This window comes from Pseudomonas sp. PI1 (genome assembly GCF_000812405.1).
GTDB classification, from domain to species: Bacteria; Pseudomonadota; Gammaproteobacteria; order Pseudomonadales; family Pseudomonadaceae; genus Pseudomonas; species Pseudomonas citronellolis.
Window position 1 is genome coordinate 1 of the sequence record NZ_JWMC01000044.1, and the last position, 19805, is coordinate 19805.

Sequence of the window (19805 nt, forward strand, 5' to 3'; positions counted from 1 at the left end):
TTCCCATGTAGGAGCGCGCCCTGCGCGCGATTCGCGGGCAGGGCCCGCTCCTACAGTTCCAGGAAAGCCCCGTAGGATGGGTTGAGCGAAGCGATACCATCACCACGGCAGCATGGGTATCGCAAGCTCAACCCATCCTACGAAGAGCACCTCAGCGCAACGTCGCCTGCACCTGCTCCGGTTCCAGCGCCTCGTCGAAGAAGCGCTGTGCATCACCAATCAGGTGGCGATGAATGGCCACCCGGTCCACCCCTTCGGCGTCCTTGCACAGGCCCGGGGTGGCGGCGGTTTCCTTTTCGTTGCAGGGGGCCATGAAGACGAAGTGGCCGGCGCCCAGCAGCACGTGGAAGTCGGCGCTGCGCGGCAGCTTGCGGGCCAGGGCGGCGGCGTTGCGCGTCCAGTCCAGCACCTTGTCGGCGTCGCCGCTGTAGATCAGCACCGGGACGTTCACGTCGGCCAGTTCGCGGCTGCCGAACATCAGCCCCAGCGGCGCCAGCAGCATCACCGCGCCCACCCGCGGGTCGGCCATGGGCGCCAGGTCGTTGCGGTCGGCCAGCAGCTCGCCGCCGGCGCTGCAGGCGTCGCGGTCGTCCGGGCGTTGCGTGCAGTAGCGGCGCAGGCGCTCCAGGCGCGGCTGGGCGCCGGCGAGGATCAGCGCCGTCTCGCCGCCGGCGGAATAGCCGATCACGCCGATGCGCCGGGGATCGAGCAGCGGCGCCAGGCGCTCGTCGGCCAGGGCCGCGCTGATGGCTTCGGACACCTGCAGCGGACGGCCGTAGAGGTTGCTCAGGGCGCCCAGGCGGCTCTGGTCGTGGAGGTTGTCGCCGGGGTGCAGCAGGGTGACCACCACGAAGCCGCGCCGGGCCAGGGCCAGCACCAGGTCGCGCAGGGCCAGCGGGGTGCCGCCGTTGCCGTGGGAGACGACCAGCAGCGGATGGCGCCCGGCCACCGCCGGGGCTTCCTCGGCCAGCGGTAGGGTGAACAGGCCGAGGGTGGTGGGGGCGGTTGGCGCCCGCGTCGGGTAGAAGGCGATGGCGCGCATCGGCTGGTGGTCCAGCGGGTCGTCGAGGGTCAGGCGATGGAAGCCGACGTTCAGCGTTTCGGCGCCGGCCGCCAGTGAGAAGATCAGTAGCACAACGCAACAGACGAATCGCCCCAACATGGTGCTCTCCACCCCCAACGCAGCCTCTGGAACGGGCGTTGCCGGGCGCCTGGGCGCGGCCGGCCGCCGCGGTGCGGACATCCTTGCAGGGTACGCGCCAATTTCGCAGGCGTGCGGGGCGGCGGATCGACGGTGGGAGAGGGTGTTGCGGGGAGGGCGGGGGCAGGGGATGCCGGCGCGGCATCCCCTGCGGGGGGCATCAGACGATCACGCCCTGGCTGCGCAGGTAGTCGTCGTAGCTGCCGCTGAAGTCGGTCACGCCGTTTTCCGACAGCTCGATGATGCGGGTGGCCAGGGAGGACACGAACTCGCGGTCGTGGCTGACGAAGATCAGCGTGCCCGGGTAGTTTTCCAGGGCCAGGTTGAGCGCCTCGATGGACTCCATGTCCAGGTGGTTGGTCGGTTCGTCCATCACCAGCACGTTGGGCTTCTTCAGGATCAGCTTGCCGAACAGCATGCGGCCCTGCTCGCCACCGGAGATCACCTTGACCGACTTCTTGATGTCGTCGTTGGAGAACAGCATGCGCCCGAGGGTGCCGCGCACCAGTTGTTCGCCGCCCTGGGTCCACTGGGCCATCCAGTCGAACAGGTTGTAGTCGTCCTCGAAGTCCTCGGCGTGGTCCTGGGCGAAGTAGCCGACCTCGGCGCTGTCGGTCCACTTCACTTCGCCGGTCTGCGGCGGCATCTCGCCGACCAGGGTGCGCAGCAGGGTGGTCTTGCCGATGCCGTTGGGGCCGATGATGGCGATGCGCTCGCCGGCTTCCACCTGCAGGCTCAGGTTCTTGAACAGGGGCACGCCGTCGAAGCCCTGGCTGACTTTCTCCAGGGTCACTGCCTGGCGGTGCAGCTTCTTGAACTGCTCGAAGCGGATGAACGGGCTGACGCGGCTGGACGGCTTGACCTCTTCCAGCTGGATCTTGTCGATCTGGCGCGCGCGGCTGGTGGCCTGCTTGGCCTTGGAGGCGTTGGCCGAGAAGCGGCTGACGAAGGTCTGCAGCTCGGCGATCTGCGCCTTCTTCTTGGCGTTGTCCGACAGCAGGCGCTCGCGGGCCTGTTCGGCGGCGGTCATGTACTCGTCGTAGTTGCCCGGGAACAGGCGCAACTCGCCGTAGTCCAGGTCGGCCATGTGGGTGCAGACGCTGTTGAGGAAGTGACGATCGTGGGAAATGATGATCATGGTGCTGTTGCGCGCCGTGATGACGTTTTCCAGCCAGCGGATGGTGTTGATGTCCAGGTGGTTGGTCGGCTCGTCGAGCAGCAGCAGGTCCGGGTCGGAGAACAGCGCCTGGGCCAGCAGCACGCGCAGCTTCCAGCCCGGGGCCACGGCGCTCATCGGGCCGAAGTGCTGCTCCAGGGGGATGCCCAGGCCCAGCAGCAGTTCGCCGGCGCGGGACTCGGCGGTGTAGCCGTCGAACTCGGCGAACTGCACTTCCAGCTCGGCCACGGCCATGCCGTCGTCCTCGCTCATTTCCGGCAGCGAGTAGATGCGGTCGCGCTCGGCCTTGACCTTCCACAGTTCCTCGTGGCCCATGATCACGGTGTCGATCACCGAGAAGTCCTCGTAGGCGAACTGGTCCTGGCGCAGCTTGCCCAGGCGCACGCCGTTTTCCAGCATGACCTGGCCGGAGGAGGGCTCCAGCTCGCCGCCGAGGATCTTCATGAAGGTGGACTTGCCGCAACCGTTGGCGCCGATCAGGCCGTAGCGGTTGCCGTTGCCGAACTTGACGGAAACGTTCTCGAACAGCGGCTTGGCGCCGAACTGCATGGTGATGTTCGCTGTGGAAATCAAAGTTTTACCTATCAATGACTGGCGAGCCGCTGGGCCGGTCTGGCAGCGGGCCGATACCGATTCGATACCAATGTTGGCTTTCCGGGCCCGTTGACATGGGCGCCGGGGGAATCCAGCGGACGTGCGCGAAGGGCAGCATCTGGACGCGATGTCCAGGCTTTTGCGCTTGAAGAGCGGGGGACATGCCGGACAGGCCGCGGATTATCTCATAGGTGGGCCTGTCCTTGCATGGCGGGTCGCTTTGCGGTGGTGGCCAGCCGTCAGCCGGGCGTCTGCTGCTCGAAGGCGGCCTCGGCCTCCAGGCTCTGCCGGTCGCGCCCCACGGTGGCGACGGCGAGCGCCTTGCCGTCGCGCCAGTAGGTCACCCGGCAGTCGTGGGCGGCGGGGTCGCCGTCGATGTCCACGCGGTCCCAGCGCTGCGCGTGGCCGACGTAGTCGATGGTGGTGTCGTACTGGTGCGTCCAGAAGAAGGGCACCGCGGTGAAGCGCTGGGCGTGGCCGAGGATGTTGCGCGCCGCCGCCATGCCCTGGCGCTCGGCGACCGCCCAGTGCTCCACGCGGATCGCCTCGCCGCTGCGGGCGTCCGGCCAGCGGGCGATGTCGCCCACGGCGTAGACGTCCGCGGCGCTGGTGCGCAGCCAGGCGTCCACCAGCACGCCCTTGTCCAGCTTCAGGCCGGCGTCGCGGGCCAGCTCCAGCTCGGGGCGGGCGCCGATGCCGATCACCACCAGGTCCGCCGGCAGCGTGCCGCCAGTGGACAGCCTGACCTGCTGCGCCTCGATCGCCGTGACCCCGGCGCCGAAATGGAAGCCCACGCCATGGGCCTCGTGCAGGGCCCGGAGCATGTCGCCCAGGGCTTCGCCGAAGACGTTCTCCATGGGCCGCGCGCCCGGCGCCACTATCTGCACGTCCAGGCCGCGGCTGCGCAGCGAGGCGGCCACTTCCAGGCCGATGAAGCCGGTGCCCACCACCACGCAGCGGCGGGCCGTGGCGCAGCGGGCGATCAGCTCGTCGCAGTCGGCGAGGCTGCGCAGCACGCGGACGTGGGGCAGGTCGGCGCCGGGCACGTCCAGGCGCGCCGGCGCCGAGCCGGTGGCCAGCACCAGGGCGCCGTAGTCCAGCTCTTCGCCGCTGGCGAGAGTCAGCTTCTTGTGCGCCGTGTCGATGTGGCTGACGCGGGTATCGCAGCGCAGCTTGATGCGCTGACTGGTATAGAAGTCCGCCGAACGCAGTGGCAGCCAGGCGGGGTCGGCGCTGCCGGCCAGGTAGTCCTTGGACAGGTTGGGCCGGTCGTAGGGCGCGGCCGGGTCGGCGCTGAGCAGGGTGATGGGCCCGTCGTAGCCCTCGTGGCGCAGGCCGAGGGCCGCCGCGTTGCCGGCGGCGCCGCCACCGATGATCACCACCGAGGCCGGGGCCTGCGCGCCGGCCGGCAGGTCCGCTGGGGCAGCGGGCAGGGGCGCGCCGACGTAGGCCTTGCCGTCGCGGCAGTCCACCTGCCAGCGCGGCAGGTCGTCCAGCGCCGGCGGGGCGAGCAGGCGCCCGTTGTGCAGGCGGAAGCAGGCGTGGTGCCAGGGGCAGCGCAGGGTGTCGCCGTCGACCAGGCCCTCGGCCAGGGGCGCGCCGTAGTGCGGGCAGGTGGCGCCTATGGCGTACAACTGCCCGGCCTGGCGCACCAGCAGCGCCGCTTCGCCGCCGACGTGGCCGGCGAGCGGGCTGCCTTCGGTGATGTCCGCCACGGGCACGCCCTGGGCGAAGTCGGGGCCGGGCGGGGACGATGGATGGTCGCTCATCGCTCTCTCCTCGTCTTTTCCTGAAGGTCACCGCTTCAGGATAGCCCCCTGCGCCCGGGTGGGCGCCTACGCTCGTCGAGGCGCGGTCAGGCCGCGTGCTCCTTGCCTTGCCCCGCGCGCACGTCGAAGGCGCCGCCGGTGACCACGCCGTCCACCGTCACCCGGCCCTTGCCCGGCAGCAGCGGGAACACCAGTTCGGCGAAGCGGTAGGCCTCTTCCAGGTGCGGGTAGCCGGACAGCACGAAGCTGTCCACGCCCAGCGCCGCATATTCCAGCAGGCGCGCCGCCACCGTTTGCGGGTCACCGACCAGGGCAGTGCCGGCGCCGCCGCGCACCAGGCCGACGCCGGCCCACAGGTTGGGCGCGACTTCCAGGCGCTTGCGGTCGCCGCCGTGCAGCGCGGCCATGCGCCGCTGGCCTTCGGAATCCATCTTCGCGTAGTTGGCCTGGGCCGCGGCGATGGTGGCGTCGTCCAGGTGGCTGATCAGCTCCTCGGCGGCGGCCCAGGCCTTCTCGTTGGTCTCGCGCACGATCACGTGCAGGCGCACGCCGAAGCGCACCGTGCGGCCATGGCGGGCGGCGCGCTGGCGCACGTCGGCGATCTTCTCGGCCACCGCCGCCGGCGGCTCGCCCCAGGTCAGGTAGGCGTCCACGTGCCTGGCCGCCAGCTCGTGGGCGGCGGGCGAGGAGCCGCCGAAGTACAGCGGCGGGTAGGGCTTCTGCACGGGCGGGAAGAAGTTCTGCGCGCCGCGCACCTGCAGGTGCTTGCCGTCGTGGTCGACGGTCTCGCCGCCGAGCAGGCGCCGCCAGATGCCGAGGAACTCGTCGGAGGCCTCGTAGCGTTCGTCGTGGGAATAGAAGACGCCGTCGGCGGCCAGCTCGGTGGCGTCGCCGCCGGGCACCACGTTGAGCAGCAGGCGGCCGCCGCTGGCCTGGTCGAGGGTGGCTGCCTGGCGCGCCGAAGCGGTGGGGTTGCCCAGGGAAGTGCGCAGCGCCACCAGCAGCTTGATGCGCCGCGTCACCGGCACCAGGCTGGCGGCGGTCACCCAGGGGTCGAGGCAACTGGCGCCGGTGGGGATCAGCAGGCCGTCGTAGCCGAGCTGGTCGGCGGCCACGGCGATCTGCCGCATGTATTCGTTGGTCGCCGGGCGGCCGCTGTCGGAATGGCCCAGGTAGCGGGTGTCGCCGGAGGTGGGCAGGAACCAGAAGATGTCCAGACTCATGATGTGTCCTCGTTGCCATCGTCGAAAGGGGCAGGGCCCCATGGGTGCACGCGTGGCGGGGAGTCTTGTTGAAATGGGGCGAACGCTCGCGGAAGGCGCCGACGCCGCGCAGGGATGCGGGCGTGGGATTCGCAGTGGGAGCCGTTGAAGCGCTAGCGGCTGTCAGGCAAGCCCCATGCCAGCGACGCAGGCGCCGTGGCGCGGGGCCTGGCGAGCTGCGGGCGGTGGCGCGTTGTTGCTGGGCGGACAGAATGTTGGATCGCTGTTGGTAAGCGGACAGTTGGCTCCTGCTGGCGCAGGAGAAACGCCATCCTACGGGGACATGCCGTGCCTCGTGGTGCACACGTAGGGCGGATAACGCTCCGCGTTATCCGCCGTTTAGCGGTGATCCCCGGCGTCGCCGAGGTTGGCCTGGGCCTTGTCCGCCCTACCGGCGGAATCGCGGATGAATCTGCTCCTACAGTTCCAGGGAAGCCCCGTAGGATGGGTCGAGCGAAGCGATACCCATCACCGTGACCGCATGGGTTTCGCAGGCTCAACCCATCCTACGAAGAGCATCTCGGTGCGGGGCAGGGCAGTCGCTAAAGTGGTCGAGGCTTAGATTGTTTATTCACTACGGTTATTTGCTAAGCACTCAAGTGCATATCCATGTTTCTGTTTTCCCTGCCACTTGATCAGCGGCATCTGCCATGGCGTCGAATCCGTCGTCACCACGCCTAAAGGCTCCGCGGCACCGGGCGTTTCGCCGTGGCGGGCGAAGCGACCGGCGCTGGGCCGCCAGCTTGTCCGGCTCGCCGGCCTCCCTAGAATCGGCCCCATCAGCAGTTACCCATTCCGTCCAGTTCAGGGAGATCCACCATGATGAATGCAATGCAGATGCCGATGAATGCCAACCCGATGATGCCCATGATGGGCATGCCGATGATGATGGCGACCATGCAGTGCGAAATGCAGGACGACGGCATGATGTGCAAGATGATGCCGGCCATGGGCATGGACGCGGCCATGTTCCGCAACAATGCGGAAATGATGGCGATGATGATGAACTGCGGCATGCCGATGATGATGCACTGCGGCAACATGTCGATGATGTGCATGTCCCAGACCGGCATGGCGATGATGCCGATGATGGGCATGATGAACATGATGCCGATGATGATGGGCATGCCCATGCCGTCGATGAAGTGCATGATGGAGTGCTCCATGCAGGGCGACGCCATGATGTGCAAGATGATGCCGATGCAGGGCATGAACATGGAGATGTTCAAGAACTGCTGCATGCTGATGAACAAGATGATGGAATGCGGCATGCCGATGATGATGAGCTGCAACGGCATGCCGATGATGTGCTGCACCTGCTGACCGCGGCGCGCTGAACGACAAAGGCCCGATGGGGAAACCCGCCGGGCCTTTTATTTTGCGCCGCCGCCTCAGTCCAGGCGTTCGGCGTAGGTGGTCACCAGATAGGCCACGGCCTCGCTGTCGGCCGGGTTGCGGTAGCTGTGCGGCTGGTCGGCGTAGAACAGGATGGAGTCGCCGGTGCCGAGCAGGAAGCGTTCTTCGTTCACCGCGATCTCCAGCACACCCTGGGCCACCACCAGGTTTTCCTGGGTGCCGGGGGCGTGGCCGGTGGAGTGCTCGATGGCCAGGCCGGCCAGGCGCAGTTCGTAGAATTCCACCTGGCGCGAGACGTCGAAGGGGAACAGCGCGCGGCTGACGAAGGCGCCGTCGCCGCTGACCAGGCGCTTGCTCTCGCGCGCCGGCAGCAGGGCCACGCCGTCGAAGGCGCGGTCGTCGAGGAAGGCCGCCACCGAGACCTTCAGGCCCTGGGCGATCTTGCACAGCACCTTGATCGAGGGAACGCTGCGTCCGGATTCGATCTGCGCCAGCATCGCCCGGCTCACCCCGGACAGCCGGGCCAGACCGTCCAGGGACAGGTTGCGCTTGCCGCGCAGGCGCAGCAGGTTGTGGGCCACGCGCTGGCCGATGGGGTCGTCGGCCGCCGCCGGGGCGGTTTCGAGGCTCGCCTCGGTGGCATCGCTGGAAAGCGGCAGGCCCACGTTCAGGCCTCGCGGATGCCGTTGTCGCGCTGCTGCACCCACTGGGCGGCGCCGAAGCCGGCGCGGCTCGCGTACATCGCCCACATCAGCTCGGCCATGCGCCGCGCCTGGCGGCGGATGCGGTAGCGGGCGAGGTCGATGACGTTGTCGGTGCGGTCCATGGCGACTCCTCAGGGAACTGCGGTGAAGGATGGGGCTAGCCTAGCCGGGGCAATGTTAGAACCATAAATACTGAGTTTTCATTTATTAATCACTTATAGGACTAAGCATTTCCCTCGCCTGTAGGTGGCGCTTGATGCTTTGTCTTTATTGGTTACGATCGATCTTCAATCGAAACGACTCTGTCTGCGCAGGAGGCAATTGGCATGGCCACCACCGGCAAGACCCGCTCTGTCACCGCCCAGGTTCCCGTCGAACTGGCGGAACGCGTGGATGAGCGTAGCCGCCTGACCCGCGAGGCCCTGGCCGATGTGGATGCCGGCCGGGTGATCGATCATCAGGCCGTCCAGGACTGGGCGGACAGCCTGGACTCCGACACGTCGCTACCGCTGTCGGAACCGTGCTGACGATTGGCCTAGGCTGAAAGCATCCCACGCCACCGCCAGGAGCCACCCATGAGCCTTCGCCCCTTCCACCTCGCCATCCCCGTCCACGACCTGCCCGCCGCCCGCCGTTTCTACGGCGAGGTGTTCGGCCTGGAGGAGGGCCGCTCCAGCGACCAGTGGGTGGACTTCGACTTCTATGGCCATCAGTTGGTGATCCACGAGCACCCGCGCACCGCGTCCCAGGAAAACGCCCACTGCAACCCGGTGGACGGCCACGACGTGCCGGTGCCGCACTTCGGCATCGTGCTGGATTGGGAGCAGTGGGAAGCGCTGGCCGAGCGCCTGCGTTCGTTCGACGTGCGCTTCGTGATCGAGCCCTACGTGCGCTTCAAGGGCCAGGTGGGCGAGCAGGCGACCATGTTCCTCCTCGACCCCTGCGGCAACGCCCTGGAGTTCAAGGCGTTCAAGGACATCGGCCAGCTGTTCGCCAGGTAGCTCAGGGCAGCAGGCGCATCACGCCGGCCGCCTAGCCGACCCGCAGCCAGATCGCCGAGGCGTCGTCGCTGGCCTTGAAGCGCGGGTAGCGCAGGCAGGCTGCGTCGTCCTGCTCGATACCGCGCAGTTCTTCCGCCAGCTGCCCCAGGCCGTGTTCGAGCACGCGCGCGACCAGGCCGGCGGCATCGTAGGCGCCGTAGGTGTCGAGCAGCGCGGCGAAACCGTCGCTCATCAGCAGCAGGTCGTCGCCCCGGGCCAGGGGCGCGCGGGCCTGGCGCAGGTCTGCCCTGGCCTGGGCGGCATCCACGCCCAGCACGGCCCGGGGACGTTCGCGGGCGGAGCGGCGGTCGGCCAGCACGTGAGGCGTGCGCACGCCGCCGGCACCAGCGCCAGGGCCGAGGGCGGCGGCTTCTGCGAGCTCTTCCGCGCGGTCCGGCACGGGTGTCAGGAAGGCCACGCCGGTGGCGCTGCGATGGATGACCACGCAATCGCCGAGGAAGCCGCAGGCGAGGCTGTCGCCCTCTATCGCCACCGCAGCGAACGAGGCGCGCGGCAGTTCCCAGGCGGCGACCGGTTCGCGGCGGCGGTCGCGCCGATAGTCGTCGGCGACCGCGTCGAAGACGCTTTCGCACAGGTTCGCCAGCTTGCCGGAGGCCGTGGCGAAGGCGCGGTGCGCGGACGCGGCCAGCCAGGCGGCGCCGCCGCGCTCGCCCAGCAGGCCCGGTTCGCCGAGGTCGGTCGCCCCGTCGATGACCCAGGCATGCCGCTCGGCGCAGCCGATGCGGTCGTCGTTGGGAACGTCCAATTTGCCGGCGAGGCTGAGGACCTGGAGTAGATCGAAGTGCATGGGCAGGGTTTCTCCCGTCGAGCGTGGGGGTCTGGCTGCCGGCACGGGGTTCGGCACCGGCCAAGGGCAGAGCCTGTCAGCCGGGCGGTGTGCTGTCCACCCCGTGCGGGTTGCATCCGGGTTTCGCTATGCACAATTCTATACAGCGAAATCCCGAGGACTCCGCAGAGACTGCCCGAATGAATACCGCCGTGTACGCCAAGGAAGCCGTGGGCGCGAACTATGCGCCAGAACTGATGAAATACGCCCAGGCCCGCACCTGGGAGGCCGTGGACGCCATCGCCGCGGCCATCCGCCCGGGGATGACCGAGTCCGGGGCCACCGCCATCGGCAAGCAGGTGCTGGCCGAGATGGGCATGCAGCGCATCTGGCACCCGCTGCTGATCCGCTTCGGCGCCAATACCCTGAAAACCTTCAAGCAACGCTCCGACGGCGACCCGCTGCTGGGCGCGAACGATATCTTCTTCATCGACATGGGCGTGGTCTGGCGCGGCCACGAAGGCGACGCCGGGGCCACCTTCGTGGTCGGCGACGATCCTGAGATGGCGGCCTGCGCGGCGGCGGCCAGGGAGCTGTTCCAGCGCGTCGAGGCGCACTGGCGCGACACCCGCTGCAGCGGCGTGGCGCTGTACGACTTCGCCCATACCCAGGCCGAGGCGCTGGGCTGGAAGCTCAACCTGGACATCAAGGGCCACCGCGTCAGCGACTTCCCCCACGCCATCTACCGCGCCGGCGACCTGGGCGACTACGCCGAGCACCCCAACGGCGGGTTGTGGATCCTGGAAATCCAGATCGCCCACCCGCACAAGCCCTACGGGGCCTTCTACGAGGACCTGCTGGTCTGACGCAAGGCGGGTGCCCTCGGCGGCAACCGCCGGGGGCGTTTGAAGGCGCGCCCGGAGTTGTCTTTTACATATGGAAATCCGTATATTCGGATTTCCATATGTCCTGGTGCCCCCGATGATCGCGCCCCCCGAAGTCTTCAAGTGCCTGGCCGACGAGACCCGCGCCCGCGCCACCCTGCTGATCGCCGAGCAGGGCGAGCTGTGCGTCTGCGAGCTGATGTGCGCGCTGGGCGACAGCCAGCCCAAGGTCAGCCGCCACCTGGCGCAGCTGCGCGTTGCCGGGCTGCTGCTCGACCGCCGCCAGGGGCAGTGGGTGTACTACCGCCTCAACCCGGCGCTGCCCGCCTGGGTCCACGAGGTGCTGCGCGTCACCCAGCAGGCCAACGCCGACTGGCTGAAGGAAAGCGCCGCCCGCCTGCGCGACATGGATGGCCGCCCCGTGCGCGCCAGCTGCTGCTGAACCCCTCCCGGAACCCGCCCTCGATGCTGCTCGCCGCTGCCGTCTTCCTGTTCACCCTCGTCCTCGTCATCTGGCAGCCCAGGGGGCTGGGCGTCGGCTGGAGCGCCAGCGCCGGCGCGCTGGTCGCCCTGGCCCTGGGCGTGGTGTCGCTGCACGACATCCCCACCGTCTGGGCCATCGTCTGGAACGCCACCGCCACCTTCATCGCGGTCATCGTCATCAGCCTGCTGCTGGACGAGGCCGGCTTCTTCGCCTGGGCGGCGCTGCACGTGGCGCGCTGGGCGGGCGGCAGCGGCCGGCGCCTGTTCGCCTTCTGCGTGCTGCTGGGCGCCGCCGTTTCCGCGCTGTTCGCCAACGACGGGGCGGCGCTGATCCTCACCCCCATCGTCATCTCCATGCTGCTGGCGCTGCGCTTCTCGCCGGCGGCGACCCTGGCCTTCGTCATGGCCGCCGGCTTCATCGCCGACACCGCCAGCCTGCCGCTGGTGGTGTCGAACCTGGTGAACATCGTTTCCGCCGACTATTTCGGCCTGGGCTTCGCCGAGTACGCCGCGGTGATGGTGCCGGTGAACCTGGCCAGCGTCGCCGCGACGCTGCTGGCGCTGTACCTGTTCTTCCGCCGCGACCTGCCGCAGCGCTATGCCGTGGACCAACTGCCGGCGCCGCGGGAGGCGATCCGCGACCCGGCCACCTTCGCGGTCGGCGCCTGGATGCTGCTGGCGCTGCTGCTCGGGCTGTTCGCCCTGGAGCCGCTGGGCATCCCGGTCAGCGCGGTGGCGGCGCTGTGCGCGGCGGTGCTCTTCGCCGTCGCCACCCGCGGCCATGTGATCTCCACCCGCCGGGTGCTGCGCGAGGCGCCCTGGCAGGTGGTGGTGTTCTCCCTGGGCATGTACCTGGTGGTCTACGGCCTGAAGAACGCCGGCCTCACCGACTTCCTCACCCGTCTGCTGGACGGCCTGGCGGGGCAGGGCGTGTGGGCCGCGGCCCTGGGCACCGGCCTGCTGTCGGCGACGCTGTCGTCGCTGATGAACAACATGCCCAGCGTGCTGGTGGGCGCGCTGGCGATCCAGGCCAGCGCCGCCGAGGGCGTGGTCCGCGAGGCGATGATCTACGCCAACGTCATCGGCTGCGACCTGGGGCCGAAGATCACCCCCATCGGCAGCCTGGCCACGCTGCTCTGGCTGCACGTGCTGGCGCGCAAGGGCATCCGCATCACCTGGGGCTACTACTTCAGGGTCGGCATCCTGCTGACCCTGCCGGTCCTGCTCGTCACCCTCTCGGCCCTGGCGCTGCGCCTGAGCCTCTGACGTCCGCCACGAAGCGGAGGAGTTCTGCATGCGAGTCTTGTTCATGTGCACGGCCAACAGCTGCCGCAGCATCCTTTCCGAAGCGCTGTTCAACCACCTGGCCCCGGAAGGCTTCGAGGCGGTGAGCGCCGGCAGCTTTCCCGGCGGACAGGTGCTGCCGCGCAGCCTGGCGACGCTGGAGCGTGCCGGCATCGTCACCGAAGGCTTGAGCAGCAAGGGCAACGACGCCTTCGCGGACAACCCGCCGGACATCGTCATCACCGTCTGCGACAAGGCCGCGGGCGAAGCCTGCCCGCTGTACTTCGGCCCGGCGCTGAAAGCCCACTGGGGCCTGCAGGACCCTTCCACGGCGCAGGGCGACGAAGCGCAGCTGGACGACGCCTTCCGCGCCACCCTGGCGCACATCGAGCGACGCTGCCGGGCCTTCTTCGCCTTGCCCTTCGCCAGCCTGGAGCGCGACGGGCTGCAGCGCGAGCTGGCGCGGATCGGCGACCTCTGACTGGCGGTGCGGCATAGCCGGCGGTCGCCGTTCGGTGCCGCTTCCGCTGCCTTCTGAGCCACGGACTGGACAGCCCCATGAAAAAAGCCCCGTGGCGCGTGCCACGGGGCTTTTTCGTTCACGTCAGGTCGCGAAGCCGATCAGAACACGCTGAACGGGTACTCGACGAAGATGCGCACTTCGTTGCCGTCGTCGTTGTACTCGCGGGCGTCGTTGGAAACGCGTACCCAGGAGCCGCGCAGCTTGACCGACAGGTCCTTGGCCGGGCCGCTCTGTACGACGTACTTGGCCTGGTTGAAGATCTCGCGCTCGTGGCCGTTGTTGGTCTGCGAGGTCTTGATGTTGTCGCCGTAGACGTAGGCGACGGTGTAGCTCAGGCCCGGGATGCCGTACTCAGCGAAGTTGATGCTGTAGTTGGCCTGCCAGGAGCGCTCGTCCTCGGCGTTGAAGTCCGACCAGTAGGAGTTGGCCAGCCAGATGGTGGTGCCGCCGTCGCCCAGGCCGCCGGCGTTCTGGTACCAGCCGTAGTTGTAGCCGGTGTCGCCGGTGTTGCGCTGGTGGGCGATCATGAACGAGTGGGCGCCGATGGCGTAGGTGGCTGCCAGGCTCCAGATGGTGTTGTCGCGGTCGCCGCCGAAGTTCAGGTTGGCGAAGTCCTTGTTCAGCTTGGTCTTGTAGCCGTTGAAGTCGAAGGTCAGCGACTGCTTGTCCTGCATCGGGATGACGTAGTTCAGGTTCATGTACTGCTTGCGCGCCACGTCCTTGTTGTCCGAGGCGTACAGCGAACCGCTGAAGTTGTCGGTGAACTTGTAGCTGCCGCCGTACACGTCGATGCGCTTCAGGCCGCCGCTGTCGCGCCCTTCGGCGCTCTTGCGGGCTTCCTCGGTGAAGCTGCCGACGTTCAGCTCCAGGCCCTCGATCTCCTTGGAGGTGATCAGGGTGCCGGTGTAGCTCTCCGGCAGCAGGCGCGAGTTGTCGTAGCTCAGCACCGGCAGGCTGGGCATCTGGTCACCGTACTTGATCACGGTGTTGGAGATGCGCGCCTTGACCGCGCCACCGGCGCGGGCCAGGTCGTCGGCCGGGTTGCCGTCGCTGTCCTGCTTGAAGAAGTCGATGCCGGCGGCGCCGGTGCGGCCCTTGCCACCGTCCAGGCGCAGGGCATACAGGCCGAAGGCGTCGACGCCGAAGCCGACGGTGCCCTGGGTGAAGCCGGAGGTGAAGGTGGCGGTGGCCGACTGGCCCCACTCGGCCTTGTCATCGCGACCGTGCTTGTAGTCACGGTTCATGTAGGCGTTGCGGAAGAACAGGTCCAGGTGGCTGTCTTCGACGAAGCCCTTGGCGGCTGCCTGGTCGTCGGCCATGGCCTGGGTGCTGGCAGCGAGGATCCCCAATGCAAGCAAACTGAACGCTTTGTTAGTCATTTTGTTATTTCCTGCAGTCTGTTTATTCGCAGCCCCCGAGCGTGGAAAAAAGCCTACCGTCCCGGATGCTCCAATCCAGGTCTGGCAACGCGTGGGTGCTGGCGTTTCTTGGATGTCTCGAGGCCCCTCACAGGCCCCGATGGCGCGGGATGATAGCAGAACGTGGATAAAATCCAGGAATTTCGATGGCAGGTTACGGGCCCGATAGAGCCGGGCTACCCTCGCGAACTCCCCCGCCACGGAGGCCCGCCCGAGCATGTGGCATGACTTCCTGAGCGCCGGTTTCGCTCGGCCTTCTGAAGGGGGGGGGGCGGCGTGCGCGGATGTTTCTCTGGAAATCCGAATCGCGGACGGAGTCCGCTCGGTTACAGGGAGGCGCGGGCGTAGGAGCAACTGTCTTGCCGACTGCGCCGGGGTGCGCCTCAACGGATGGGTTGAGCTTGCGAAACCCATCGGGCCATGGTGATGGGTATCGCTTCGCTCAACGCCATCCTACGAAAAAACGTGCTTTCCCGGAGGTGTAGGATCTCATCCGCGAATCGCGCCGATGCGTCCGGCTATCGCGGACAGAGTCCGCTCCTACGGGGATACGCCATGCCTCACGGCGAAACTGTAGGAGCGGGCCCTGCCCGCGAATCGCGCGCAGGGCCCGCTCCTAAAATGGGAATGGCGTGGGTGGAGCAGCGGACTCCGTCCGCGATTGGATTCACCGGCCACGCCGGACGCTCCGGTGGCCCGAACAGCCCCTTCTCCCTCCGGAAGAGGGCCGGGGTGAGGGCGCGAACCCGGCATTGCGCACCTTCCCCAAACCAACGAATCGCTTAACTGAACAACACCACCGCTCAGACCGAACCCGTTTCACGATTGCGCCTTTGCAACCACAGGCTCAGACCCAAGCCGAGCAGCGCAGCGACGCAGGCGAAGGGGAAGATCGAACGGAAGCCCCAGGCAGTGGCGATGGCGCCGGCCACCGGCCCGGTAATGCCCAGGGATACGTCGATGAACAGAGAGTAGGCGCCCAGCGCCGCGCCACGGCTGGAAGCCGGCACCAGGCGCACCGCCTCCACGCCCAGGGCGGGGAACACCAGGGAGAAGCCGAAGCCGGTCAGCGCCGCGCCGGCCAGCGCTGACCAGGGCCCCGGGGCCAGCCACAGCAGGAGCAGGCCGAGGCTTTCCACCAGCAGGCAGCCGATGGCCACGGCGAAGCCGCCGTGGCGGTTGATGGCGTTGGCGAACAGCAGCCGCGCGCCGATGAAGCAGGCGCCGAAGGCGCTCAGGCAGTACACCGCGCCGCCCCAGCCGCGGCTGGCGTAGTACAGGGTGATGAAGGTGGCGATGCAGCCGAAGCCGATGCCGCCCAGGGCCAGCCCGGTGCCGTGGGGCGCCACACGGCCGAGCACGTGGTGGAAGGGCAGGCGCTCGCCGTGGACGATGGCCGCGGCGCGCTTGGGCCAGGCCAGGGCGAAGCCGATGGCCGCCAGCAGCATCACCACCGCGCCCATGCTCCATAGCCCCAGGCCCTGCACCAGCAGCACGCCGAAGGGCGCGCCCACGGCCAGCGCGCCGTAGCTGGCGATGCCGTTCCAGGAGATCACCTTGGCGGTGTGCAGCGAGCCGACGCGGTCGATGCCCCAGCTGATGGCGCCGGTGCCCACCAGGCTCTCGGCGGTGCCGAGGATCATCCGGCCGAGCAGCAGGCAGCCCAGGCTCAGCGCCGGCATGCCTTGCAGCCACACCGAAAGCAGCATCAGCAGGCCGCTGCCGGCGCAGCCGAGCATGCCGTAGAGCACCGCGCGCTTGGGCCCGAGGTTGTCGATCACCTTGCCGGCGTAGGGCCGGGTGAGCAGGGTGGCCAGGTACTGCACGCTGATCACCAGCCCGGCCAGCACCGAGCCGAAGCCCAGCTCGCCATGCACGTAGCCCGGCAGCACGGCCAGGGGGATGCCGATGGTCAGGTAGGCGAGGAAGGTGAACAGCACCACCGACACCACCTCGAGCGTGATGGCGGCGTTGGAGCGGGGCATGGCGGTATCGGCGGACATGGACACGAACAGCGGGGCGGAGAGGGGAGGAGCATGATGAACCGCCGCCGGCTTGTAGGAAAGCTAGCTAACGAACTACCTGAAGGGTTTGCACGAAGCCGGGTGTATCGGCGTACAACCGCGAACGGTTGTACGCCCTACGTTACGGGTGAGCTTGGCGTAGGGCGGATAACCGTTCGCGGTTATCCGCCGTTTGACCGTGATCCCCGGCGCGCCCCGGATTCGAGCACGAAGCGCCTGTTCGGGGGCGCTCCGCGTTTACCGGGGAATCAGACGCGCCGGAACAACGTCGGGTAATCCACCACCAACCCCTGCCCATCCACCTCCAGCAACGCCTGGAAGTCCGTACCCTCCAGGTTGCGGTACAGATAATGATGGGCATCCTGCCGCGTATAACCCTGGCGCATTTTCCTCGGCTGCAACCTTGGAGCCTCCACGTAGACCACCTCCAGCGCCACCGACTGGCCATCGCCCAGGCCCAGGCGGCGGATCGGGAAGGTGTTGGTGAAGGGGCTGGGCCAGATGTCGATGTCCAGGCAGCCGTCCAGTTCCGCCAGCGCAGTGCCGTCGCCCAGCGTCCAGCGGCCCTGGCCGTCGGTCAGCAGTACCAGATGACGTTGCAGGTGTTCGCCTTCCACCAGCAGCTCGGCCTCGCGCAGGCGCCAGTCGGTGTCCCATTCCAGGCGGTATTCCAGTTGGTAGGGCGGCTGGCCGTCGGCGGCGGCCACGCGCAGTTGGCTGTCGGCGCGGCCGTCCTGCAGCAGCAGGCGCTCCCAACTGGCCGGCGGGGCCTGCCACAGGCCTTCCCAGGTGAGCTGGCGGTTCATGCCGGGTCCAGCAGCAGGCCCAGGCGCAGGCGCTTGGGCAGGCGGGCGACCACCAGTTGGTGCGAGCGGGTGAGGGCCTCGCGCAACTCGTCGGCGCCCATGGGGTAGGGGCGCTGCATGGCGATCCAGTGGGCGCGGGCCAGGTAGGGCGCGGGGCGGATGCCGGGGCGGTCGACGAAGCCGAGGAAGAGTTCCGGGCCCACCTTGAAGGCCAGGCCGCCGCGGCCCTCGTCGAGGAAGTCGAGGATGGCGAACATCTTGTTGCCGGCCACCGAGAACACCCGGTTGCTGCCCCACTTGAGGTCTTCGCGGGCGCCGGGCAATTGCAGGCAGAAGCGGGCGATCTGGTCGGGCGTCATGGGTTCTCCGGCGTCAGTCGCGGAAATAGACCTGCACCAGATGGTAGCCGAACTGGCTTTTCACCGGGCCGTGGACGACGTTCAGCGGCTTCTTGAACACCACCGCGTCGACGCTGCGCACCAGTTGCCCGGGGCGCAGCTCGCCGAGGTCGCCGCCGCGCTTGCCGGAGGGGCAGGTGGAATGCTTCTTCGCCAGGGCGGCGAAGTCTTCCCCCTTGGCCAGGCGCTGCTTGAGCTGCTCGGCCTCGGCGGCAGTCTTGACCAGGATGTGGCGGGCCATGGCGACGGGCATGGAAGGTTCTCGGCTGAAGGAAATGGCCGATTGTACTCCCGCTCGGTCGCCCGCGAGGCAGTGACGTACATCGCATTTTTCCGGGGCTGGCATTGTGCCTGTCTGACGGCCTACCTAGAGTCTGATGATTATTCCTACAAGCGCTTGCCTGTCGTGGGCAGCGCCTCCCCTAGCGTGCGGATGCAGTACAGATGGAAATCCAAGCGATGCTGCGGATCCTGTCCAGCCAGGACGGTTCCGACCTTTACCTTTCCACCGGCGCGCCGCCCTGCGCCAAGTTCAACGGCGTGCTCAAGCCGCTGTCCAGCGAACCGCTGAAGGCCGGCGACGTGGCGCGCATCGCCGACGCCATCATGGACGAGGAACAGAAGGCCGAATTCGAGCGCGAGCTGGAGATGAACCTGGCGATCTCGGTCGCCGGCGTCGGGCGCTTCCGCATCAACATCTTCAAGCAGCGCAACGAGGTGTCCATCGTCGCGCGCAACATCAAGCTGGACATCCCGTTGTTCGAAGACCTGAAGCTGCCCGAGGTGCTGCTCAAGGTGGTGATGGAGAAGCGCGGCCTGGTGCTCTTCGTCGGTGGCACCGGCTCGGGCAAGTCGACTTCCCTGGCGGCGCTGATCGACCACCGCAACCGCAACAGCGGCGGGCACATCATCACCATCGAGGACCCCATCGAATACGTGCACCGGCACCGCAAGTCGATCATCAACCAGCGCGAGGTGGGGGTGGACACCCGCAGCTTCCACGCCGCGCTGAAGAACACCCTGCGCCAGGCGCCGGACGTGATCCTGATCGGCGAGATCCGCGACCGCGAGACCATGGAGCACGCCCTGGCCTTCGCCGACACCGGGCACCTGGCGATCTCCACCCTGCACGCCAACAACGCCAACCAGGCGCTGGACCGCATCATCAACTTCTTCCCGGAAGAGCGCCGGCCGCAACTGCTCAACGACCTGGGCAACAACCTCAAGGCCTTCGTCTCCCAGCGCCTGGTGCGCACCCAGGACGGCAAGCGCCGCGCCGCGGTGGAGGTGCTGCTGGGCACCGCGACCATCAGCGACATCATCAAGCGCGGCGACTTCAGTTCGATCAAGGAGATCATGGACAAGTCCCGTGCCCTGGGCATGCAGACCTTCGACCAGGCGCTGTTCGACCTGGCGGTGGAAGGCGCGATCAGCGAGGAAGAGGCGGTGAAGAACGCCGACTCGGCGAACAACCTGCGGCTGAAGCTCAAGCTGCACCGGGACAACCCGGCCGCGGCCCAGACCCAGGCCGCCAGCGCCCAGCCGGCAACCCCGGCCGCGCCCGCGGTGGAAGCCTCCAGCTGGGGCCTGGAGCTGGCCCTGGAAGAGATCAAGGCCGAGGACGAGGAAGACAAGAAGGGCGGTTGAAGGGTGGGCGAGGGTAGGGCGAATAACCGTTCGCGGTTATCCGCCGTTTGACCATGACCCCCTGCGCGCCGTGGATTCGATCACGGAGCGCCTGTTCGAGACCCCCGGTCACGCAAGATGTCGGAAGCCCCGTAGGAGCGGACAAGGTCCGCTCCGCCGCATCAGCCATGGCGCGCCAATAAATGTAGGAGCGCGCCCTGCGCGCGAATCTCCTACAGGTGGGCTCGGAGGTGGGCGCATCGTAGGAGCGAGCTTGCTCGCGAACAGACTCCACTGCGGGGTTCATTCGCGAGCAAGCTCGCTCTTACGCGGTGGATTCCGACGTGGACTTCAAGCGCCTGTCCGAGGCCGGCGTGGACGGCTTCTTCACCAACCGCGCCGACCGCCTGCTGGCCTTCTACGGGCGCCCGGCCGCCAAGTCGGTGGGCGAGATACTGGCGGGGGTGGG

20 protein-coding genes and 1 pseudogene are annotated in these 19805 nt (G+C 68.0%); 9 read left to right on the top strand and 12 right to left on the bottom strand.

Annotation, left to right across the window (positions count from 1 at the left end; genetic code table 11):
• Positions 1 to 151 precede the first annotated feature (151 nt).
• From RN02_RS14855 to ssuD, 4 genes are all read right to left on the bottom strand, one after another.
• A complete protein-coding gene (locus RN02_RS14855; RefSeq protein ID WP_052267746.1) occupies positions 152 to 1162 on the bottom strand; it encodes an alpha/beta hydrolase family protein in 1011 nt (336 codons plus the stop codon).
• 199 nt (positions 1163 to 1361) lie between these two features.
• On the bottom strand, positions 1362 to 2951 hold the full coding sequence (locus RN02_RS14860) for an ABC-F family ATPase (RefSeq protein ID WP_024128333.1): 1590 nt from the start codon (positions 2949 to 2951) through the stop codon (positions 1362 to 1364).
• 260 nt (positions 2952 to 3211) lie between these two features.
• The gene (locus tag RN02_RS14865; protein ID WP_043315124.1) at positions 3212 to 4741 is read right to left on the bottom strand and encodes an FAD-dependent oxidoreductase; all 1530 of its coding nucleotides are present in this window, start codon (positions 4739 to 4741) and stop codon (positions 3212 to 3214) included.
• Positions 4742 to 4827: 86 nt separating this feature from the next.
• Positions 4828 to 5964, bottom strand: coding sequence for an FMNH2-dependent alkanesulfonate monooxygenase (ssuD, locus tag RN02_RS14870; RefSeq protein ID WP_043266627.1), 1137 nt, complete (start codon positions 5962 to 5964; stop codon positions 4828 to 4830).
• Positions 5965 to 6822: 858 nt separating this feature from the next.
• Between ssuD and RN02_RS32360 the strand changes: the two genes are divergently transcribed.
• The gene (locus RN02_RS32360) at positions 6823 to 7326 is read left to right on the top strand and encodes a hypothetical protein (RefSeq protein ID WP_009619475.1); all 504 of its coding nucleotides are present in this window, start codon (positions 6823 to 6825) and stop codon (positions 7324 to 7326) included.
• 68 nt (positions 7327 to 7394) lie between these two features.
• Here RN02_RS32360 and RN02_RS14880 read toward each other — a convergent pair whose 3' ends face one another.
• On the bottom strand, positions 7395 to 8018 hold the full coding sequence (locus RN02_RS14880; protein WP_052267747.1) for a helix-turn-helix domain-containing protein: 624 nt from the start codon (positions 8016 to 8018) through the stop codon (positions 7395 to 7397).
• A gap of 8 nt (positions 8019 to 8026) precedes the next feature.
• Complete coding sequence (locus RN02_RS33965; RefSeq protein ID WP_177331061.1) at positions 8027 to 8185, bottom strand: hypothetical protein; 159 nt, start codon at positions 8183 to 8185, stop codon at positions 8027 to 8029.
• Between the two features lie 204 nt (positions 8186 to 8389).
• Between RN02_RS33965 and RN02_RS14885 the strand changes: the two genes are divergently transcribed.
• Complete coding sequence (locus RN02_RS14885) at positions 8390 to 8590, top strand: hypothetical protein (RefSeq protein ID WP_043315127.1); 201 nt, start codon at positions 8390 to 8392, stop codon at positions 8588 to 8590.
• Positions 8591 to 8638: 48 nt separating this feature from the next.
• On the top strand, positions 8639 to 9064 hold the full coding sequence (locus tag RN02_RS14890; protein WP_043315128.1) for a VOC family protein: 426 nt from the start codon (positions 8639 to 8641) through the stop codon (positions 9062 to 9064).
• Between the two features lie 31 nt (positions 9065 to 9095).
• Here RN02_RS14890 and RN02_RS14895 read toward each other — a convergent pair whose 3' ends face one another.
• The gene (locus RN02_RS14895; RefSeq protein ID WP_043315129.1) at positions 9096 to 9911 is read right to left on the bottom strand and encodes a protein phosphatase 2C domain-containing protein; all 816 of its coding nucleotides are present in this window, start codon (positions 9909 to 9911) and stop codon (positions 9096 to 9098) included.
• A gap of 179 nt (positions 9912 to 10090) precedes the next feature.
• On the opposite strand from RN02_RS14895, the gene RN02_RS14900 reads away from it, so the two are divergent.
• From RN02_RS14900 to RN02_RS14915, 4 genes are all read left to right on the top strand, one after another.
• Complete coding sequence (locus tag RN02_RS14900) at positions 10091 to 10756, top strand: M24 family metallopeptidase (protein WP_043315131.1); 666 nt, start codon at positions 10091 to 10093, stop codon at positions 10754 to 10756.
• 115 nt (positions 10757 to 10871) lie between these two features.
• Entirely contained in the window at positions 10872 to 11216 is a 345-nt protein-coding gene (locus RN02_RS14905; RefSeq protein ID WP_043315132.1) for a metalloregulator ArsR/SmtB family transcription factor, read from the top strand.
• A gap of 23 nt (positions 11217 to 11239) precedes the next feature.
• Positions 11240 to 12523, top strand: a complete 1284-nt coding sequence (locus RN02_RS14910) for an arsenic transporter (RefSeq protein WP_043315133.1) — start codon at positions 11240 to 11242, stop codon at positions 12521 to 12523.
• A 28-nt stretch (positions 12524 to 12551) separates the two neighbouring features.
• A complete protein-coding gene (locus tag RN02_RS14915; RefSeq protein WP_043315135.1) occupies positions 12552 to 13022 on the top strand; it encodes an arsenate reductase ArsC in 471 nt (156 codons plus the stop codon).
• A gap of 140 nt (positions 13023 to 13162) precedes the next feature.
• On the opposite strand, the gene RN02_RS14920 is transcribed toward RN02_RS14915, so the two are convergent.
• From RN02_RS14920 to RN02_RS14940, 5 genes are all read right to left on the bottom strand, one after another.
• Positions 13163 to 14443, bottom strand: coding sequence for an OprD family porin (locus RN02_RS14920; RefSeq protein ID WP_043315136.1), 1281 nt, complete (start codon positions 14441 to 14443; stop codon positions 13163 to 13165).
• A gap of 842 nt (positions 14444 to 15285) precedes the next feature.
• Positions 15286 to 16485, bottom strand: coding sequence for an MFS transporter (locus RN02_RS14925; protein WP_082033811.1), 1200 nt, complete (start codon positions 16483 to 16485; stop codon positions 15286 to 15288).
• A gap of 269 nt (positions 16486 to 16754) precedes the next feature.
• The gene (locus RN02_RS14930; RefSeq protein WP_043315138.1) at positions 16755 to 17312 is read right to left on the bottom strand and encodes a putative glycolipid-binding domain-containing protein; all 558 of its coding nucleotides are present in this window, start codon (positions 17310 to 17312) and stop codon (positions 16755 to 16757) included.
• Positions 17309 to 17671, bottom strand: a complete 363-nt coding sequence (locus tag RN02_RS14935; protein ID WP_009619514.1) for an MmcQ/YjbR family DNA-binding protein — start codon at positions 17669 to 17671, stop codon at positions 17309 to 17311. Before RN02_RS14935 ends, RN02_RS14930 begins: the two co-directional genes overlap by 4 nt.
• Positions 17672 to 17684: 13 nt before the next feature.
• Positions 17685 to 17963 carry a peptidylprolyl isomerase gene (locus RN02_RS14940; protein ID WP_009619516.1) on the bottom strand — a complete coding sequence of 93 codons (279 nt, stop codon included), beginning with the start codon at positions 17961 to 17963 and terminating at the stop codon, positions 17685 to 17687.
• A gap of 191 nt (positions 17964 to 18154) precedes the next feature.
• Here RN02_RS14940 and RN02_RS14945 point away from each other — a divergent pair, with 191 nt between their 5' ends.
• The gene (locus RN02_RS14945) at positions 18155 to 19357 is read left to right on the top strand and encodes a PilT/PilU family type 4a pilus ATPase (RefSeq protein ID WP_176707187.1); all 1203 of its coding nucleotides are present in this window, start codon (positions 18155 to 18157) and stop codon (positions 19355 to 19357) included.
• 305 nt (positions 19358 to 19662) lie between these two features.
• A pseudogene (locus tag RN02_RS33280) lies at positions 19663 to 19805 on the top strand (glycerophosphodiester phosphodiesterase); the annotation flags it as partial.

What these genes read in the sequence shown, in the direction of transcription:
- RN02_RS14940 (WP_009619516.1), bottom strand. Translation starts at nt 17,963, where the DNA reads ATGCCCGTCGCCATGGCCCGCCACATCCTGGTCAAGACTGCCGCCGAG.
- RN02_RS14865 (WP_043315124.1), bottom strand. Translation starts at nt 4,741, where the DNA reads ATGAGCGACCATCCATCGTCCCCGCCCGGCCCCGACTTCGCCCAGGGC.
- RN02_RS14920 (WP_043315136.1), bottom strand. Translation starts at nt 14,443, where the DNA reads ATGACTAACAAAGCGTTCAGTTTGCTTGCATTGGGGATCCTCGCTGCC.
- RN02_RS14915 (WP_043315135.1), top strand. Translation starts at nt 12,552, where the DNA reads ATGCGAGTCTTGTTCATGTGCACGGCCAACAGCTGCCGCAGCATCCTT.
- RN02_RS33965 (WP_177331061.1), bottom strand. Translation starts at nt 8,185, where the DNA reads ATGGACCGCACCGACAACGTCATCGACCTCGCCCGCTACCGCATCCGC.
- RN02_RS14925 (WP_082033811.1), bottom strand. Translation starts at nt 16,485, where the DNA reads ATGTCCGCCGATACCGCCATGCCCCGCTCCAACGCCGCCATCACGCTC.
- RN02_RS14910 (WP_043315133.1), top strand. Translation starts at nt 11,240, where the DNA reads ATGCTGCTCGCCGCTGCCGTCTTCCTGTTCACCCTCGTCCTCGTCATC.
- RN02_RS14905 (WP_043315132.1), top strand. Translation starts at nt 10,872, where the DNA reads ATGATCGCGCCCCCCGAAGTCTTCAAGTGCCTGGCCGACGAGACCCGC.
- RN02_RS14900 (WP_043315131.1), top strand. Translation starts at nt 10,091, where the DNA reads ATGAATACCGCCGTGTACGCCAAGGAAGCCGTGGGCGCGAACTATGCG.
- RN02_RS14855 (WP_052267746.1), bottom strand. Translation starts at nt 1,162, where the DNA reads ATGTTGGGGCGATTCGTCTGTTGCGTTGTGCTACTGATCTTCTCACTG.
- RN02_RS14890 (WP_043315128.1), top strand. Translation starts at nt 8,639, where the DNA reads ATGAGCCTTCGCCCCTTCCACCTCGCCATCCCCGTCCACGACCTGCCC.
- ssuD (WP_043266627.1), bottom strand. Translation starts at nt 5,964, where the DNA reads ATGAGTCTGGACATCTTCTGGTTCCTGCCCACCTCCGGCGACACCCGC.
- RN02_RS14945 (WP_176707187.1), top strand. Translation starts at nt 18,155, where the DNA reads ATGGAAATCCAAGCGATGCTGCGGATCCTGTCCAGCCAGGACGGTTCC.
- RN02_RS14895 (WP_043315129.1), bottom strand. Translation starts at nt 9,911, where the DNA reads ATGCACTTCGATCTACTCCAGGTCCTCAGCCTCGCCGGCAAATTGGAC.
- RN02_RS14930 (WP_043315138.1), bottom strand. Translation starts at nt 17,312, where the DNA reads ATGAACCGCCAGCTCACCTGGGAAGGCCTGTGGCAGGCCCCGCCGGCC.
- RN02_RS32360 (WP_009619475.1), top strand. Translation starts at nt 6,823, where the DNA reads ATGATGAATGCAATGCAGATGCCGATGAATGCCAACCCGATGATGCCC.
- RN02_RS14935 (WP_009619514.1), bottom strand. Translation starts at nt 17,671, where the DNA reads ATGACGCCCGACCAGATCGCCCGCTTCTGCCTGCAATTGCCCGGCGCC.
- RN02_RS14885 (WP_043315127.1), top strand. Translation starts at nt 8,390, where the DNA reads ATGGCCACCACCGGCAAGACCCGCTCTGTCACCGCCCAGGTTCCCGTC.